The 17,265-nt window shown below is 66.1% G+C and carries 13 protein-coding genes and 2 pseudogenes; 6 read left to right on the plus strand and 9 right to left on the minus strand.

What is annotated here, in order from left to right; genetic code table 11:
* The first annotated feature begins 137 nt into the window (after positions 1-137).
* The 4 genes and pseudogenes from VEIS_RS07965 to VEIS_RS07980 all read left to right on the plus strand — a co-directional run bounded on the left by VEIS_RS07965 (position 138) and on the right by VEIS_RS07980 (position 3,447).
* Positions 138-2,366 (plus strand): malate synthase G, encoded by a 2,229-nt coding sequence (locus VEIS_RS07965; RefSeq protein ID WP_011809400.1) that lies wholly within the window; start codon positions 138-140, stop codon positions 2,364-2,366.
* 82 nt (positions 2,367-2,448) lie between these two features.
* Entirely contained in the window at positions 2,449-2,655 is a 207-nt protein-coding gene (locus VEIS_RS07970) for a cysteine-rich CWC family protein (protein WP_011809401.1), read from the plus strand.
* A 28-nt stretch (positions 2,656-2,683) separates the two neighbouring features.
* Positions 2,684-2,872, plus strand: a complete 189-nt coding sequence (locus VEIS_RS07975) for a 4-oxalocrotonate tautomerase (protein ID WP_011809402.1) — start codon at positions 2,684-2,686, stop codon at positions 2,870-2,872.
* 73 nt (positions 2,873-2,945) lie between these two features.
* Positions 2,946-3,447 (plus strand): annotated as a pseudogene (locus VEIS_RS07980) ((2Fe-2S)-binding protein).
* On the opposite strand, the pseudogene VEIS_RS31535 reads toward VEIS_RS07980, so the two are convergent.
* A pseudogene (locus VEIS_RS31535) lies at positions 3,395-3,886 on the minus strand (Fic family protein); the annotation flags it as partial. The pseudogenes VEIS_RS07980 and VEIS_RS31535 overlap by 53 nt on opposite strands.
* A 93-nt stretch (positions 3,887-3,979) precedes the next feature.
* Here VEIS_RS31535 and VEIS_RS07985 point away from each other — a divergent pair.
* Positions 3,980-4,168 carry a hypothetical protein gene (locus VEIS_RS07985; RefSeq protein WP_041949891.1) on the plus strand — a complete coding sequence of 63 codons (189 nt, stop codon included), beginning with the start codon at positions 3,980-3,982 and terminating at the stop codon, positions 4,166-4,168.
* A 159-nt stretch (positions 4,169-4,327) separates the two neighbouring features.
* On the opposite strand, the gene VEIS_RS07990 is transcribed toward VEIS_RS07985, so the two are convergent.
* The 5 genes from VEIS_RS07990 to VEIS_RS08010 all read right to left on the minus strand — a co-directional run bounded on the left by VEIS_RS07990 (position 4,328) and on the right by VEIS_RS08010 (position 11,332).
* Positions 4,328-4,966, minus strand: a complete 639-nt coding sequence (locus VEIS_RS07990; protein WP_011809405.1) for a LysE family translocator — start codon at positions 4,964-4,966, stop codon at positions 4,328-4,330.
* A gap of 92 nt (positions 4,967-5,058) precedes the next feature.
* Positions 5,059-6,399 (minus strand): TolC family outer membrane protein, encoded by a 1,341-nt coding sequence (locus tag VEIS_RS07995; RefSeq protein ID WP_011809406.1) that lies wholly within the window; start codon positions 6,397-6,399, stop codon positions 5,059-5,061.
* A gap of 3 nt (positions 6,400-6,402) precedes the next feature.
* Positions 6,403-7,764 (minus strand): HlyD family type I secretion periplasmic adaptor subunit, encoded by a 1,362-nt coding sequence (locus tag VEIS_RS08000; protein WP_011809407.1) that lies wholly within the window; start codon positions 7,762-7,764, stop codon positions 6,403-6,405.
* 64 nt (positions 7,765-7,828) lie between these two features.
* Complete coding sequence (locus tag VEIS_RS08005) at positions 7,829-9,598, minus strand: type I secretion system permease/ATPase (protein WP_011809408.1); 1,770 nt, start codon at positions 9,596-9,598, stop codon at positions 7,829-7,831.
* Positions 9,599-11,332: a type I secretion system permease/ATPase gene (locus VEIS_RS08010; RefSeq protein WP_232287879.1), complete on the minus strand. Its 1,734-nt coding sequence runs from the start codon at positions 11,330-11,332 to the stop codon at positions 9,599-9,601.
* A gap of 733 nt (positions 11,333-12,065) precedes the next feature.
* Between VEIS_RS08010 and VEIS_RS08020 the strand changes: the two genes are divergently transcribed.
* Positions 12,066-14,390 (plus strand): NADP-dependent malic enzyme, encoded by a 2,325-nt coding sequence (locus tag VEIS_RS08020; protein WP_011809410.1) that lies wholly within the window; start codon positions 12,066-12,068, stop codon positions 14,388-14,390.
* A 42-nt stretch (positions 14,391-14,432) separates the two neighbouring features.
* Here the strand turns inward: VEIS_RS08020 and VEIS_RS08025 are convergent, their stop codons facing one another.
* The 3 genes from VEIS_RS08025 to VEIS_RS30360 form a co-directional block, all read right to left on the minus strand.
* Positions 14,433-15,731 carry a Y-family DNA polymerase gene (locus VEIS_RS08025; RefSeq protein WP_011809411.1) on the minus strand — a complete coding sequence of 433 codons (1,299 nt, stop codon included), beginning with the start codon at positions 15,729-15,731 and terminating at the stop codon, positions 14,433-14,435.
* A 101-nt stretch (positions 15,732-15,832) separates the two neighbouring features.
* Entirely contained in the window at positions 15,833-16,210 is a 378-nt protein-coding gene (hpxZ, locus tag VEIS_RS08030; protein WP_011809412.1) for an oxalurate catabolism protein HpxZ, read from the minus strand.
* Positions 16,207-17,052: a cysteine hydrolase family protein gene (locus VEIS_RS30360; protein WP_011809413.1), complete on the minus strand. Its 846-nt coding sequence runs from the start codon at positions 17,050-17,052 to the stop codon at positions 16,207-16,209. The genes hpxZ and VEIS_RS30360 overlap by 4 nt, the downstream gene beginning before the upstream one ends.
* Positions 17,053-17,265 lie beyond the last annotated feature (213 nt).

Consider the following 17,265-nt stretch of genomic DNA (forward strand, 5'->3'; position numbering starts at 1 on the left):
TGCGCTCCGATGACTGCGCGCAGCCTGCGACATCTGTCCGATGGTGCGACACCAGGCTGCGCCGTTGCCCATCGGGCGGCACCGTCACTTGCATCACTTTTCATCCCCATCCATCCACCATCCTGCCAAGCACTCCCATGACCGACCACACCACCGTTTGCGGCCTGCAAGTGGCCACACCCCTGCTGCGCTTTATCGAAGACCGGGTGCTGCCCGGCACGGGCGTCGACAGCGCTGCGTTCTGGCAGGGCTTTGCGGCCATCGTGGTCGACCTGGCACCGCGCAACCTGGCGCTGCTGGCCGAGCGCGAGCGCTTGCAGACTGCGCTGGACGCTTGGCACCAGGCCAACCCCGGGCCGATCGGAGACATGGCGGCTTACCGCAGTTTCCTCGAAAAGATCGGCTACCTGCTGCCCCCCATCGCCCAGGTGCAGGCCAGCACCACCGGTGTCGACGACGAACTGGCCACGCAGGCCGGGCCGCAGTTGGTGGTGCCGATACTGAACGCGCGCTATGCGCTCAATGCCGCCAATGCGCGCTGGGGCAGCCTGTATGACGCGCTGTACGGCACCGATGTCATCCCCGACACCGGCGCCACCGCCAAGGGCCGGGGCTACAACCCCGTGCGCGGCGCCAAGGTGATTGCCTTTGCGCGCCAGGTGCTCGATGAGCATGTGCCGCTGGCCAGCGGCGCGCACCGGGATGCGACCGGCTACCGCGTGGCCGACGGGCAGTTGCTGGTGGCGCTGCCGGGCGGCGCCAGCACCGGCCTGGCACACCCCGGCCAGTTCAAAGGCTACCAGGGCAACGCCGCCAGCCCGTCGTCGGTGCTGCTGCAGCACAACGGCCTGCACCTGGACATCCGGATCGACCGCAGCACCCCGATCGGCCAGACCGATGCGGCGGGCGTGAGCGACCTGGTGCTCGAAGCGGCCCTGTCGACCATCCTGGACCTGGAAGACTCCGTGGCCGCCGTCGATGCCCGGGACAAGCTGCTGGGCTACAGCAACTGGCTGGGCATCATCCAGGGCACGTTGACCGAGCAGTTGACCAAGGATGGCCGCAGCTTCACCCGCGGCCTGAACCCCGACCGCATCTACACCGGCCCCCGGGGCGGCACAGTGCGGCTGCATGGGCGCTCGCTGATGTTCCTGCGCAATGTGGGCCATCTGATGACCAACCCGGCCATCCGGTACACCGACGCCCAGGGCCGGCAGCGCGAGATTCCCGAAGGCATCATGGACGCCGTGGTCACCACCGCCATCGCCTTGCATGACCTGCGCAAAGTCCATGGCGCAGGCGCTGCGCAGATCCGCAATTCACGCCAGGGCAGCGTCTACATCGTCAAGCCCAAGATGCACGGCCCGGTCGAGGTGGGCTTTGCCAACGAGCTGTTCGGCCGCGTCGAGCAATTGCTGGGGCTGCCGGCGCACACCGTCAAGCTGGGCATCATGGACGAAGAGCGCCGCACCAGCGTGAACCTCAAAGCCTGCATTGCTGCGGCCAGCGCGCGCGTGGCCTTCATCAACACCGGTTTTCTGGACCGCACCGGCGACGAGATACACACCGCGATGCACGCGGGCGCGATGGTGCGCAAGGGCGACATGAAGGCCAGCGCCTGGATCCAGGCCTACGAAAAGAACAATGTGCTGGTGGGCCTGGCCTGCGGCCTGCGCGGCAAGGCGCAGATCGGCAAGGGCATGTGGGCCATGCCCGACCTGATGGCCGACATGCTCCGGCAGAAAATCGCCCATCCCCAGGCCGGCGCCAACACCGCCTGGGTGCCCAGCCCGACCGGCGCCACGCTGCACGCGCTGCACTACCACCAGGTGAAGGTCAGCGAGGTGCAGATCGCGCTGGAGAAGATCGACGCCAACGCCGAGCACGACAATCTGCTGGCCGGCCTGCTCACGGTGCCGGTGGCCGCCCAAGCGAACTGGAGCGAGGCCGAAAAGCAGCAGGAACTGGACAACAACGTCCAGGGCATTCTGGGCTATGTGGTGCGCTGGGTGGACCAGGGCGTGGGCTGCTCCAAGGTGCCCGACATCCACAACGTGGGCCTGATGGAAGACCGCGCCACGCTGCGCATCAGCAGCCAGCACATTGCCAATTGGCTGCTCCATGGCGTGGTCACGCCAGCCCAGGTGCGCGCCACCTTCGAGCGCATGGCGGCGGTGGTGGACCGGCAAAACGCCGGCGACCCGCTGTACCAGCCGATGGCCGGTCACTTCGAGACCAGCCTGGCCTACCAGGCGGCCTGCGATCTGGTCTTCAAGGGCCTGGCCCAGCCCAGCGGCTATACCGAACCGCTGCTGCATGCCTGGCGCCAGCAGCGCAAGGCGGCCCCGGCAGCGCCAGCCGCCTGAGCATGCCCAGTAGCTACCAAAAAGATGGCCAAAGGCGCTCATGAGCCATGCGCCAGCGCCCGTTTTCGATGCATCTTCCGGGATGAAGCCCGCAGCACCGCACCCGCTGCGCTGCCCCCTGTGCGGCCAGCCGAACCAGTGCGCGCTGGCGTCCGGCCAGCCGGCCCGAAGCTGCTGGTGCATGGCCCCCTGCGCCCTGGCCGCGTTGCCCGAAGGGCTGCGCGGCCAGGTCTGCATCTGTGCTGCCTGCGGCGCCTGGGCCGATCGGCCCGCGCCGGCGCCGATATGATTTGCGCTTTTGTCCTCAGGAGTCCGCCATGCCCACATACCACATCGAGATGATGGAAGGCCGCACGGTCGAGCAAAAGAAGAAACTGGTGGAAGAAATCACCCGCGTGAGCGTGCAGGTGCTGGGCGGATCGCCCGAGGCGGTGGACATCCTGATCACCGACATCAAGCGCGAAAACTGGGCCACCGGCGGCAAGCTCTGGTCGGAACGCCACTGAACCGGGCGGCGCAGGCGCCGCTGTGCCGCCAGGCGCTGGCGGCTGCGCCCGTTCCGATCTGAACCGATCTGCCATGCACGACGCCGATCACAGCGTCGACCTTTGCGTCAACGGCCAGCGCTACGCCATGCCCGCGCCGGGTGCCGGCGCCACGCTGCTACAGGTGTTGCGCAACGATCTGGCACTCAACGGCCCGAAGTACGGCTGCGCTCTGGGGCAATGCGGCGCGTGCACGGTGCTGGTCGATGGCGTGGCCGCGCGCGCCTGTGTCATTGCGGCCCGGGGGGTTGCCGGCCGCGCCATCACCACGCTCGAAGGACTGCCCGGGCGGTGGCAACGGCGGCGCGCTGCACCCGGTGCAGCAAGCCTTCGTCGACGCGCAGGCCGCGCAATGCGGCTATTGCCTCAACGGCATGGTGATGATGGCGGTGGCCTTGCTGGAGCGCAATCCCGACCCCGATGAGGCGGCCATCCGCCGGGAGCTTGCCGGCAATCTGTGCCGCTGCGGCACGCATGTCGCGATCATCCGCGCCGTGCAGCGCGCTGCGGTGTCGTTGCGCCAGGCGTCGGCATGAACGCCGCCCGAAGGCGCTCATACCGCAGCCGAAGGCGCGGGTGCCCCAGTGATCCATCTGCCCGATATCTCCGGGCGGCCTGCGCCGGGAGTCTGGCAGCCCGGCCACGGCGATCAGCGCCTTCTTCGGCATGTGCATCCGTTCGAGGTGAACCGCCGTGATCGCCGCCAGCGCGCTCACCCGGCAGGGGTTCCGGCTGGTGTCCCGTCACGGCATCGAGGCAAATGTCCAATGACCGCGCAACCCCTTCGGCCACCATCCGCGTGATGTCTTCGCAGTCCCGCGTCACACACGCCTTGTCCAGCGCGTCGTAGCAGGCCAGCCGATCCGCTGTCTCGACGATGGCCGGAGGGGAAAAACCCTCGCGTATCAACTCAAAGTTCATCAGCCGCCTGCCCGTGCGCCCGTTCCCGTCGAGGAATGGATGAATTTCGGCGAACCTCGTGTGTCACCGGCAGGCGCGTCCCATCGGGTGCAGCGATGGGGCCTCGGCGCCGTACCACGCCATGGGTTCTGCAATGACTTCCGGCAGATGGACATGATCCGGTGGCGTCGTACCCGCGCCGCTGATGACGACATTCTCGCGGCGATGGCGGCCGGCTTCGTCCGGGTCGATGTTCCTGAGCACGAGCGGGTGCATGTGGCGCAGGTTCCACCCGTCGATGTCCGCAGACTTTCCCGCCAAGTCCTGGACGAAATGGATGGCCTGCTGGTGATTTGATCACCTCGAAAGCCCATGCCATTGCATTGTGTGCGCCCCAAAAGAGCCGGGGCATATCCTGCTGCTCGGGCCTGAATACCAGACGGAGGGTGTCGTCCGGCGGGCCGGTCGCGATGGCGTTGCGCGGCCTGCCCTGGCTGGCGCCAGTCGCCCGACGGCTCAAGATGTCATGCCCCACAGCAGTTTCATTGCAAATGCCAACAGCAATCCGCCCATGCATCTTTCAAACCAGTACCCGGTTTTGAGAAATGATTGCCTTACCTTTGGATTTGAGAAAAACAACGCAACGATCACAAACCAGGAAGCATTGACTGCGCACATCCACACCCCGTATCCGGCCTGAATGGACAAGGGGGTGGTGGCGCTTACCATGGTAGTGAACACAGCCAAAAAGAAAAGTGTTGCCTTCGGGTTGGTGGCGTTGGTGAAAAAGCCAATGGAAAAGGATTTGCCATTGGTTTGATTTTCAGCCTTGCCTTGAATGTCTGATGAATCATCTGCAACGGCAGGTTGGGCGCGCAGCAAATTGACTGCCAGATAACAGATATAAAGCGCGCCGATGATTCTCGCAGCATTCATCAAAACGGTGCTGGCATGCATCAATGCACCAATACCGAGGATCGTATATATCACATGAACCGATATGCCTGCGCCTATGCCCAATGCCGTATAAATTCCGGCGCTTCTGCCGTGCCGCACACTCTGACTGATGGTGATGGCAAAGTCCGGGCCTGGAGCCACTACCGCCAGAAAATGAATCAATGCCAAGGAAAGAAATTCTGGAGCGTAAGAGGCCATTTGCTCAACTCCAAAAAGTTAATGGAATATGCGCGCCCCTGTCCCCCGATAAAGCTGGAAATGCCAGGTCTGCATGAATTCGGCAGGTTCTGTCAGGGTGTCTGCAGCAGCGCATTCACGTCCGCAATGCTGGCAGCACTGTCGCCGCCGGACAGGGCCTGCAGGCGCACGTAGGATATCAGGAAGAGGTAGCGCGCCCGGGCCAGGTCGCGCAATGCCATTTCCTTTTGCTGCTCGGCATTGAGCACGTCCATCAGGGTTCTGGAGCCGCCGGCCAGCGAGCGGCGGGCCGATAGCACCAGTTGGGCTGCCGAGCGTGCGGCCTGATCCAGCGCATGGATGCGCAACGGCCCTTCGCTGACGCCACGGAACTCGGTGTGGATGCGCAGGCTGAGATCGCGGCGCGTGGCCTCCAGCAATTCGCTGGTGCGCATTTGTTCGGCCACGGCCTGGCGCACCGTCGAGCTGACCGAGCCGCCGGAGTACAGCGGCACGTTCAATTGCAGACCGATCGAGCGTTGTATGTAACGGGTGCCGGGGTTGTAGACGTTTTCGCTGCCGCTGTTGGTCCATTGGGCCAGCGCGTCCAGTGTGGGCAGATGCCCGCTGCGTGCCTTGTCGATCTCCAGCCGGGCGGCCTCCAGGCGTGCTTTCATCTGCCGGATTTCCGGGCTGTTGTCTTCGGCCTGCTGCAGCCATTCCTGCACGCTGCGCTGCGCCGGCGACCAGGCCAGGAACTTGGCTTCATCGAGCGGGCTGAGGGTGTCGACCGGCTGGTTGATCAGCGTCTGCAACTGACGGCGCGCGTACTCCTCTTGTTGCCGGGTTTCGAGCTCCTGGGCGGTCACCATGTCCAGTCTGGCCTGGGCTTCGTCGACATCGGTGCGCGTGCCGTTGCCGGCCGCCAGCAGCTTGCGCGCGGCATCGAGCCCGGTGGTGGTGGCGGTTTTCTGCGCCTGCATCAGGGTCAGGTACTCATGGGCGTACAGCAGTTGCAAATAGGCGTCGGTCACGCGCACGCTCAGGTTTTGCAGTTCACGGTCGAGCTGTGCGTCGGCCTCGGCCCGTATCTGCTGCGCCTGCTCCAGGTCGACCGCCAGGCCTTTGCGGTAAATGGGCTGGCGCAAGCTCAGTGTGGTGTTGCTGCTCGGGTAATGCTGGTCATCCACCGCCGCTTTGCTCAGTTCGTTGCGGTTGTAGCCGGCGCTGAACGCGATATAGGGGTAGCGCGCGGCCCGGGCCTGCACGAGCCGCTCACCGCTGGCCTGCACCCCCGCCCGGACGGCGCGGATGGTGGCGTCTTGTTCCAATGCGCCCTGGTAGGCTTGCAGCAGGTCTATGGCCGAGGCCGGTCCGGCCAGCAAGAGACCAAGGGCCGCCATGCCAGCCCGCCAAGACGATTTGTTCTGCGCTGTGCTGCCGAGGATGGCCATGAATTATTCCTCCTTCAACGAGTGCGACAGTCTGGTGAGCAAGGGCCCGAGCAGGTAGGTCAGCATGGTGCGCTCGCCGGTTTTGATGACTACTTCGGCGGGCATGCCGGGCTGCAGGTGGCGCTGGCCCAGGGTTTTCATGCCTTCGGACGTGACCTTGATGCGCGCCAGGTAGTACGACACGCCGGATTGCGCATCCGTCAGCAGGTCGCCCGATACCGACGCGAGCTCGCCTTGCACCACCAGATGCGGGGAATGCGCGAAGGCCGAGAAACGCACGTCCGCATGCAGGCCGGGGCGCAGCTTGTCGATCAGGTGCGGGGCAATGTGCGCTTCCAGCAGCAGCGGTGCGTCCGGCGGCACGATGCCCATCAATTGCTGCCCGGGCTGGATCACGGCCCCGACGGTCTGAACCGCCAGGCCCACCACCTGGCCGGAGACCGGCGAGCGGATCTCGATGCGCTCCAGGTCGGCCTTGAGTGCCAGGTATTTGTCGGTGTCCGACTGAACGTCGCGGGTGACGTCGCCGAGCATGGATTCGACTTCCTTGCGGTATTCCTGCTCGCGCGCCAAGGCTTTTTGGCGCATCTCGCCAATGGAGCGCTGGGTGCGCATGGTATTGCCCAGCAGGTCGGTGATCGACAGGTTGGACTCGGCGACCATGCGCTCGAGCTCCAGTTGCCGGTTGCGCGGCGTGTAGCCTTCCTTGACCAGTTCGCGCGTGTGGCGCAGTTCATCTTCGAGCAGGCCCAGTTGTCCGCGCCGGCTGGTCAACATGCCGGCATACGATTGCAGCAAGGCTTTTTGGCCCTGTATGCTTTCTTCGATGGCTTGCAGGTCGGCGCGCAAGGCCGCGCGCCGCGACAAGATCAGCTGCTCCTGGTACTGCATCTGCTGGCGTATCAGCGGGTCGTCGGCGGCGGCCTGCAGGTCCGGGTGGAAACTGATCTTGGCGGCCCCGGTCTGCTCGGCCAGCAGTCGGCTCTGCACGGTGCGCAGGCCGAGATAGCGCTGGCGCACCGCCTCATAGTTGGCCTTGGCCACCGCATCGTCGAGCTCGATCAAGGGCTGGCCGGCCTGAACCATATCCCCCTCGCGCACGAAGACCTGTTTGACGATGCCCCCGGTCAGGTGCTGCACCAGCTTGCGCTTGGTATCGAGCGTCACCACGCCCTGGCTGGGCACGCCTTCGTCGAGCGGGGCCAGCGTGGCCCACAGCAGGAAGCCGCCCAGCCCCAGGCCCAGCACACACAGCCCGATGCGCGCCGCGCGCCCGGTGTCGGACGGTGGCGGCTCGGGGACGTTGCGAATCCCGGGCACGGAAGATACCGGGAATGCTTGTGCGAAAGGGTCGGTGCTGGCCATGGATGGAGGGTTCAAAAAGGTGCGGATTGAAAATGCAGGCTGCCCACGGTGTTCACGACAGGCTTCAGGCTGGCAGCAGAGCGGGCAGGCCGTTCGCAGCCGGCGGCGGGTCGTCCTCGCGCTCGGCGTTCATCTGTGCAAAAACCTGATCACGCGGCCCCTGGAAATGGATGCGGCCGGCGCGCATGACCAGTACCTGGTCGGCCTGCGCCAGCACCCCGGCCCGGTGGGTCACCATCAGGATGGTTTTGCCGCGCGCCTTGAGCCCGCTGATGGCTGTCAGCAGCGCGGCTTCGCCGATTTCGTCCAGGTGCGCATTGGGCTCATCGAACACCAGCAACGCCGGGTCGCCGTACAGCGCACGCGCCAGCCCGATGCGCTGGCGCTGGCCGCCCGAGAGCAAGCGCCCCCCCTCGCCGATCAAGGTGTCATAGCCTTTGGGAAAGCCCAGCACCAACTCATGCAGGCCGGCGTGCCGGGCGGCGGCGATGACTTTCGCGGGGTCGACCTGGGCAAAGCGGGCGATGTTCTCGGCGATGGAGCCGCCGAACAGGGCCGTGTCCTGCGGCAGATAACCCACCTGCGGGCCCAGGGTCTGCTGGTTCCAGTCCGTGATCGGCCGGCCATCGAGCAGCAACTCCCCGCCGCAAGTCGGCCAGGCGGCGACCAGCACCCGCGCCAGCGTCGATTTGCCCGAACCGGAAGGGCCCAATACCACCGTCAATGTGCCCGGGCTGGCGCGCATGTCGATGTGCTGGAGAATCGGCACCGTCCGGCCCGGCGCGGTGGCCTGCAGACCACGCAGTTGCACATTTCCTTGCAGACGCGCCGGTTTGGACGCGGCCGGCAAGGGCGGATGCTCGGCCAGCAATTGCCGGAGCCGACGATACGCGGCGCGGGCCCCGACAAAGCCGCGCCAGGTGCCGACCAACTGGTCGATCGGCGCCAGTGCCCGGGCCATCAGCACATTGGTCGCGATCATCGCGCCCACCGTCAACTGGCCATCGATCACCAGCAAGGCTCCGATCGCCAGTGCCAGCGACTGCTGCGCATAGCGCACCGATTTGCTCCAGGCCATGACGCGGTGCGTCATCCCCTGCGTCACCGCGTGCTGCCCGACATGGCGGGCATGCAATGACTGCCAGCGGTGGCGCAGGTACTGCAGCATTCCCATGGCTTCGATGGCCTCCGCATTGCGCAGCTTGCCATGCAGGTAGGCATATTCCTTGGTCTGGGTTGCGGCGAGCGCCTCCAGCGGAGCGACCGTGCGGTGGTGGCCGAACCAGGCCAGCGCCGCCTGAATCAGCGCAAAGCCCAGCGCCACACCACCGAGCAAGGGGTGCAGCATGAACAGCGCCGCGATGTAGACCGGGGCCCATGGCAGATCGAAGAAGGCAAAGATGCTCGGCCCCGTCAGGAACGTGCGCAACTCCGTCAGGTCGGCAAACGGCTGCGCGCGCTGGGCGCTGGCGCCGGCGACCCCGCGCACGAAACTGGCCGTAAACACCCGCTGCCGCAGCATTCGGTCCAGCCGCACGCCGGTGCGCACCAGCAACCAGGAGCGCGCCCATTCGGCGAATGCCATCACGGCAAAGAAAAACAGCGTGATCAGCGATACCACCAGCAAAGTCAGCATGTTTTGGCTGGCCAGCACCCGGTCATAAATCTGCAGCATGTACAGCGTGGGCGCCAGCATCATCACATTGGCGACCATGCTGAAGATGACCAGCGTGATCCAGGCATGGCGCAGGCTGGTGATGGCTTGGGCGATTTCGCTGCGCGCGGGGGAGCCACTGGTGGACATGGGGTCGGTTCGCAGGAGAGGTTGATTCATTCAGGAAGCCTGTGCCTCGACGGTCACTACGGAACCCGTGGAGGCCGCAGATGCCACCGCCGCAGAACGGCCCTGAAGCATGGCCAGCACTTCATCGCGCGGCCCGAAAGCCTGCTGCATGCCCGCGTGCAGCACCAGCAGTTTGTCCGTCACGGCCAGCACGCTCTGCAGATGGGTCATCACCACGATGGTGGTGCCGCGCGCCTTGAAGGTGCGCAGGGCCTCGGCCAGGGCGAGGTTGCCGGCTTCATCCAGGCTGGCATTGGGCTCATCGAGCACCACGAACACCGGCGAGCCGTAAAAGGCCCGTGCCAGGGCCACGCGCTGGCGTTGACCGCCGGAGAGCATCACCCCGGCTTCGCCCACCGGGGTGTCGTAGCCCAGGGGCAGCGAGGTGATCCATGCGTGCAGGCCCACGACCTGGGCCGCGTCGTACATCGCCTGCCCGTCGATCTCGCCAAAACGGACGATGTTCTCGCCCAGCGTGCCATCGATCAGATCGACCTCCTGCGGCACATAGCCCACATGGGGGCCTAGCTCGGCCTTGTCCCAGATGCTGACATCGACGCCATCGAGCCGCACGCTGCCGCCCAGCGGCGGCCACAGCCCCATCAGGATGCGCGCCAGCGTGGTCTTGCCGCAGGCCGATGAGCCCAGCACCCCGAGCACCTCGCCCGGGGTGAGCCGGAACGACAGGCCCTTGATGAACGGCGCTGCGCCGGCGCTGGCTCCGGCGACCAGATTTTCCACCGCCACCCGCGCCTGCGGCCGGGGCAAGGGCATGTTGGGCGTGGGCGCCGGCTGGCGTTCCAGAATCTGCTCGAGCCGCTCCCAGGCCCCGCGCAACTGAATCACGGCGCGCCATTGCGAGACCACTTGCACCAAGGGCGCGAGCACACGCCCGCCCAGCACCGACCCCACGATCATCATGCCCGGCCCGCCGGGCAACTGGTTGCGCAGCAGCAGCCAGGCGCCCAGGCCCAGCAGCGCCGAAGCCAGCGTGGTCTGGAAAAACTTGCCAATGGACTGAAAGACCGCCGCCCTGTCCGAGGCCCGGGACTGTAGCCCCAGGCCCTCGTCGTACAGCCTGAGCCAGCGCCGGCGCATGTCTTGTTCCATGCCCAGGGCCGCAACCACATCACTGTGGCGCAAGGTGCCGTCCACGTAGGTCCTCGCGCCCATGTCGGACCGGTTGGCCTCCAGCATCACGGGGCTGGTGCTGCGCTCGTTCAACCACGAAACGCCGGTTTGCAACACCGCCCCGGCCAGCGCCACCCAGCCCAGCAGCGGATGGATCACGAACAGCAGGATCAGCAAAATCAGCGCCACTGGCGTTTCCATCGCCGCCCCGAGCGCCGGGCCATGGAAGAAGTCGCGCACGACCCGCAGATCGACCATCGGCTGCACCCCCAGGGCGGCGCCCTGCTTCAGGTGGGCCACATGGATGGCGTTGAAAATCCGGGGGGCCAGCGCCTGGTCCAGCGCGGCGCCGGCTTCCCGCAGGGTTTCGGCCCGCGCCCATTCCAGCAGCTCCATCACGACGATGGCCAGCAGCACGATCAGGGTCAGCATGGCCAGGGTCAGCTCGTTGCGGCTGTTCACCACACGGTCGTAGACCTCGAACATATAGACCGTCGGCCCCAGAACCAGGAGGCCGCCAATGGTGGCAAATACGAAGGCCCGCCAGAAAAAAGGAGTGAGCTTTGCCAGAGCCTGTCGGAGTTCGGATGGCACTGCGGGTACTGGCATGCAAAGGTGGGTGGGTAAGTGAAAAGGTTGGTCATTATGCACAGCCGCCCGGGGCCGCCATGCCAAAGACCATGGGTGTGTGTCGCGGGCACCGGGGCGGCGCGGGTTTTGCCAAGCGGTTTGGCGCTGGCAACGGGCGGAAAAAAGCGGCAATGGATGGACACGAAAGATACGCGGCAATGACATGGGCTGCCCGCCACGGGTGTGCTTTCTTCCGCGTTTTTCGTGTGTTTTTCGCAACGGGCCACCACACACTTGCACTTGCAGCAGCCCGGCCATGCCGCGCAAGGGGAAGGGACATGAGTGCCGCACGGCCGCCCGAAGGCACTCATACCGCAGCCGAAGGCGAAGGTGCTCCAGCGATTGCCGCACGGCCGCCCGAAGGCACTCATACCGCAGCCGAAGGCGAAGGTGCTCCAGCGATTGCCGCACGGCCGCCCGAAGGCACTCATACCGCAGCCGAAGGCGAAGGTGCTCCAGCGATTGCCGCACGGCCGCCCGAAGGCACTCATACCGCAGCCGAAGGCGAAGGTGCTCCAGCGATTGCCGCACGGCCGCCCGAAGGCGCTCATACCGCAGCCGAAGGCGAAGGTGCTCCAGCGAGCCGGCCCCTACAATCGCGCAGACCGCTTGCACAGCGGGGGCAGTCCCTTGCAAGGCCGGCGGCAGGCGCGGCCCGACGGCATGGTTTTCGCACCCCCCGAGTTGGAGACATCAAATGCCCGAGAACACCATGGCCCATGACCAAACCCCGCACCCGGACAGGCGCGCCCAGCTGCGCCGCTCCGCCCTCGAATACCACGAGTTTCCCAAGCCGGGCAAGCTCGCCATCGCTGCCACCAAGCAGATGCTGAACCAGCATGATCTGGCGCTGGCCTATACGCCCGGCGTGGCCGCGCCCTGCGAAGAGATCGCCAAGGACCCGAACGCGGCCTTCAGGTACACCAGCCGGGGCAATCTGGTGGGCGTGGTGACCAACGGGACGGCGGTGCTGGGCCTGGGCGACATTGGCCCGCTGGCCAGCAAGCCGGTGATGGAAGGCAAGGCGGTTTTGTTCAAGAAGTTCTCGGGCATCGATGTGTTCGACATCGAAATCAACGAAAAAGACCCCGAGAAACTGGTGGAGATCATTGCCAGCCTGGAGCCCACCTTCGGCGGCATCAACCTGGAAGACATCAAGGCCCCGGATTGCTTCTACATCGAGCGCAAGCTGCGCGAGCGCATGCGGATACCGGTCTTCCATGACGACCAGCATGGCACGGCCATCACCGTGGGCGCGGCCATCCTCAATGGCCTGAAGGTGGCGGGCAAGGACCCGGCCCGGGTCAAACTGGTGACCTCGGGCGCCGGCGCTGCGGCGCTGGCCTGTCTGGGCCTGCTGGTCAAGCTGGGCATTGCGCGCCAGAACATCTGGGTGACCGACCTGGCGGGTGTGGTCTATCAGGGCCGCAGCGAGTTGATGGACGATGACAAGATCGTCTTTGCCCAAAAGACCAGCGCCCGCACGCTCGACGAGGTGATCGAGGGGGCCGATGTGTTTCTGGGGCTGTCTGCCGGCGGCGTGCTCCAGCCGGACATGGTGCGCAAGATGGCGGCGCGCCCGCTGATCTTTGCCTTGGCCAACCCGAACCCGGAGATCCAGCCCGAGGCGGTGAAGGCCGTGCGCGACGACGCCATCATGGCCACCGGCCGCTCGGACTATCCGAACCAGGTCAACAATGTGCTGTGCTTTCCGTACATCTTCCGTGGGGCGCTGGACAGCGGCGCGACCACCATCACGCCGGAGATGGAAATCGCCGCCGTGCACGCGATTGCCGAACTGGCCCAGGCCGAGCAAAGCGAGGTCGTGGCGGCCGCCTATGCCGGCGAGGCGCTGGCGTTCGGCCCCGAGTACCTGATCCCCAAGCCCTTCGACCCGCGGCTGATGATGATGATCGCGCCGGCCGTGGCCCGGGCAGCGGCCGACAGCGGCGTGGCGCTGCGCCCGATCGCCGACATGGACGCATACCGCGATCACTTGCAGACCTTTGTCTACGCCTCGGGCACGATGATGAAGCCGATCTTCATGGCGGCCAAGAGCGCGGCCAAGAAGCGGGTCGCCTACGCCGAGGGCGAAGAAGAGCGGGTGCTGCGCGCCGCGCAGATCGTGGTCGACGAGCGCATTGCGCGCCCGACGCTGATCGGCCGCCCGGCCATCATTGCCCGGCGCATAGAGAAGTTCGGCCTGCGCCTGCAGGAAGGGCGCGACTATGACGTGGTCAACGTCGAAAACGACCACCGCTACCGCTTGTTCTGGCAGACCTACCACCGCATGACCGAGCGCAAGGGCGTGACGGTGTCGATTGCCAAGATCGAGATGCGCCGCCGCCTGACGTTGATCGGCGCGATGCTGCTGCACCAGGGCGAGGTCGATGGCCTGATCGTCGGCACCTGGGGCCATACCGCGCACCACCTGAACTACATCGAGCCGGTGATAGGCAAGCGCGCCGGCGTGAACAACTTTGCCTGCATGAACGGCCTGTTGTTGCCCGAGCGGCAGGTGTTCCTGGTGGACACGCATGTGAACTACGACCCCAGCGCCGGGCAACTGGCCGAGATCACCGTGCTGGCGGCCGAGGAAATGATGCGCTTTGGCATCCGCCCCAAGGCCGCGCTGCTGTCGCATTCCAACTTTGGCAGCAGCAACCAGCCCAGCGCCGTGAAGATGCGCCAGGCGCTGGAACTGCTGCGCGCGCAGGCGCCGTGGCTGGAAGTGGACGGCGAAATGCACGGCGATGTGGCGCTCGACGGCAAGGCGCGCGCGGCCACCATGCCCCACAGCGAACTGCTGGGCGATGCCAACCTGCTGGTGCTGCCGAACATCGACGCCGCGAATATCTCCTACAACCTGCTCAAGACCGCCGCCGGCGGCAATATCGCCATCGGCCCGGTGCTGCTCGGAGCGGCCCGGCCCGTGCATATCCTGACCGCCAGCACCACGGTGCGGCGGATCGTGAACATGACGGCGCTCACGGTGGCCGATGCCAACGCCGCGCGGCAATGAGACACCCCCGGCCCCCAGGCGCGTTGGCGTTCTGCCCGGGCATCAGAACAACTGGCCCGTGCGCCCCGGCGCCTCTTGCGCGCCCGGCCTGCGCCGGGGCGCCGGCGCAGCGACCGCTGCGTGCGGCGCCGGCTGCTGGTCGCAGCGCACCAGGGTGCCGGCGCGTACACCCAGCAAACGCAGGCGCTGCTGCAGCGGCACCCGCTTGAGGCACTGCCCGGCCAGTTGGCGGATGGTGGCGCCGTCGGCGGTGTAGCTGGCGGCGGTCTGGTCGCGCGTGGCGATCCTGAAGTCGGCGTAGCGCAGCTTGATGCCGATGGTGCGGGCGACATAGCCCTTGCGCTGCAAATCCTCGGCCAGGCGCATGCACAGGTCGGTGAAGATGCGGCCGAGTTCGGCCTTGTCGTGCACGGCGTGCAGATCGCGCTCGAACGTGGTCTCGCGGCTCATGCTCACGGGCTCGCTCTCGGTCACCACGGGGCTGTCGTCCTGGCCCCAGGCCGCGCGGTGCATCCAGGCCCCGATCGACTTGCCGAAACGGGCCATCAGCCACTGCGGGTCTTGCGCCGCCAGTTCACCGATGCGCTGCACGCCCAGCGCCGCCAGTTTCTGGCCCGCCTTGGGGCCGATGCCGTTGATCTTGCGCACGTCGAGTGGCCAGATTTTGGTCTGCAGGTCTTGCTCGTAGATGATGGTGATGCCATTGGGCTTGTTGAACTCGCTGGCCATCTTGGCCAGCAGCCGGTTGGGCGCCACGCCGATGGAGCAGGTCAGACCGGTCGCGTCGGCAATGCTTTTCTGGATCAGCCGCGCCAGCACGCGCCCCCCCTCGCGCTGGCCACCGGGCACATCGGTGAAGTCGATGTACACCTCGTCGACACCCCGGTCCTGCATCACCGGGGCGATTTCGGTGATGACGCTCTTGAACAGGCGTGAATACTTGCGCACCTCGTCAAAATCCACCGGCAGCACGATGGCCTGCGGGCACAGCTTGGCCGCCTTCATCATGCCCATTGCCGAGCCCACGCCAAACTGCCGGGCGGCATAGGTGGCGGTGGTGATTACGCCACGGCCCACATAGTCCCTGAGCCGCGCAAACTCCGCCACCGGGATGAAGCGCGGCGCGCGCAGGCCCGAGCCATCCGGGCTTTGCAGCCGCTGCTCGTCCGCCTTGCGCCGCCCGCCGCCAATCACCACGGGCAGGCCCTCGAGCTGCGGGTAGCGCAGCAGTTCCACCGAGGCGAAAAACGCATCCATGTCCAGATGCGCAATGCGGCGCATCCGCCCGCCGGGGGCGGCGGGGACGGGGTCGATCGGGGTGTCTGGCGCAGTCACAGCCATTCATGTTGCCGTATCGGGGCGATGCCGGGCCGGATGAAGTCTTGCGCTCCATGGGGCCTGACGGGCGGGCCTCATCTTTGCCTTATCTCTGCCTCATCTCTTTATGGCATCCGACTGACATGCGCGGCGACGATGCGCCAACCAGCGTCCGTGCGCACCCAGGCTTGCATCTGGCGGCCGATCCCATCGGAATCGTCGGCGGTGAACTCGGTGCTGACCGTGGCATAGTCGCGGCCGAAGGTGGTGACGACCGTGTGCTGCAAACGGCGCGAGGGATGCACCGGCGCGCAGGTCTGGCGGTATTGGCGTATCGCTTCACCGCCGAGCAGGATTTCCGCCACGCCGTAGCGCACTGCCTGCGGGGCGTACCAGAACCAGCGATCGAGCGCCGGCACATCGTGGATGAGCAAGGCGTGCTCATAGTCGGCAAAGGCTTGTTCGACTTGCGCCACGACCTGCGGCAGATTGACTGGCATCATGCGGATTCTCCGGCGGTTTCCTTGAAGGCGGCTTGCAGTAGCGCAAGCGGCGCCTTCCAGCCGATGATGCCGCCTTGCGCGGTCAGCATCGCCAAGGTGGCCAGGTGGAATGCGCGGAAGTAACTGGCGCAGGCGTCCTCGACGATCAGGGATTCGTAACCGCGATCATTGGCCTCGCGCATCGAGGTCTGCACGCAGACTTCCGTGGTGACGCCGGCAAACAATAAATGGGTGATGCCGCGCGCCTGCAACTGCGCGTGCAGGTCGGTGGCATGGAACGCACCCTTGCCGGGTTTGTCGATGACTAGTGTCGCGTCACCGATCATCTGTCGGTCTGCGCTGGCCATCGAAGCGCATCGCGGCGTTGCATCGCTTGCCAATACGCTCGGTATGGGCTGCGCGATGCGCCTTGCGCTGCGCTCCGATGGCTGCGCGCAGCCTACGACATCTGATCCGTGACGCGACACTAGTTCGCCGTCCAGCGGCGCCAGCAACGGCAAAATCTGATTGCCAGGCGCGCCGCGCACCAGAATGCGTCCCATGGGGCCTGCATCACCGATGGCCAGCGCCGGGTTGCCGCGCCTGCGCTTGGCGGGCGGGCAATCGGACAAGTCGGGCAGATGCGACTCGCGCGTGTGCACCACCCACATGCGTTGCGCGCGCGCCAGCGTCAGCAGTTGGGCGACGGTCGGCACGATGCGCGCCAGTGGCCGCACGTCATTGCCGAGCATGCTGCCGAAGCCGCCTGCTTCGATGAAATCGCGCTGCATGTCGATCACCATCAGCGCGGTGTGGTGGCGGTCGAACTGATAGGGATAAGGTACGGCGTCGACGGTAATCATGCGGCCTCCCGTTGGACATTGTGCATTGCCGATGTCGTGCGGTGCCCACATGCCCTGCCAGTATGCGCCACCACGGACAGCGTGGCGTCACCTGCCCTGCGCCCAGGGCCGATATCCGCAGCACGCAATGCACGACGAATTTTTCCGATGCCCGGATTTTGCCTCCGGGACGCCGGCCCGCTCCCCCACGGCAACCATGCCAGCCCGCTCGGT

Source organism: Verminephrobacter eiseniae EF01-2 (genome assembly GCF_000015565.1).
In the GTDB taxonomy this organism is placed as follows: Bacteria; Pseudomonadota; Gammaproteobacteria; order Burkholderiales; family Burkholderiaceae_C; genus Acidovorax; species Acidovorax eiseniae.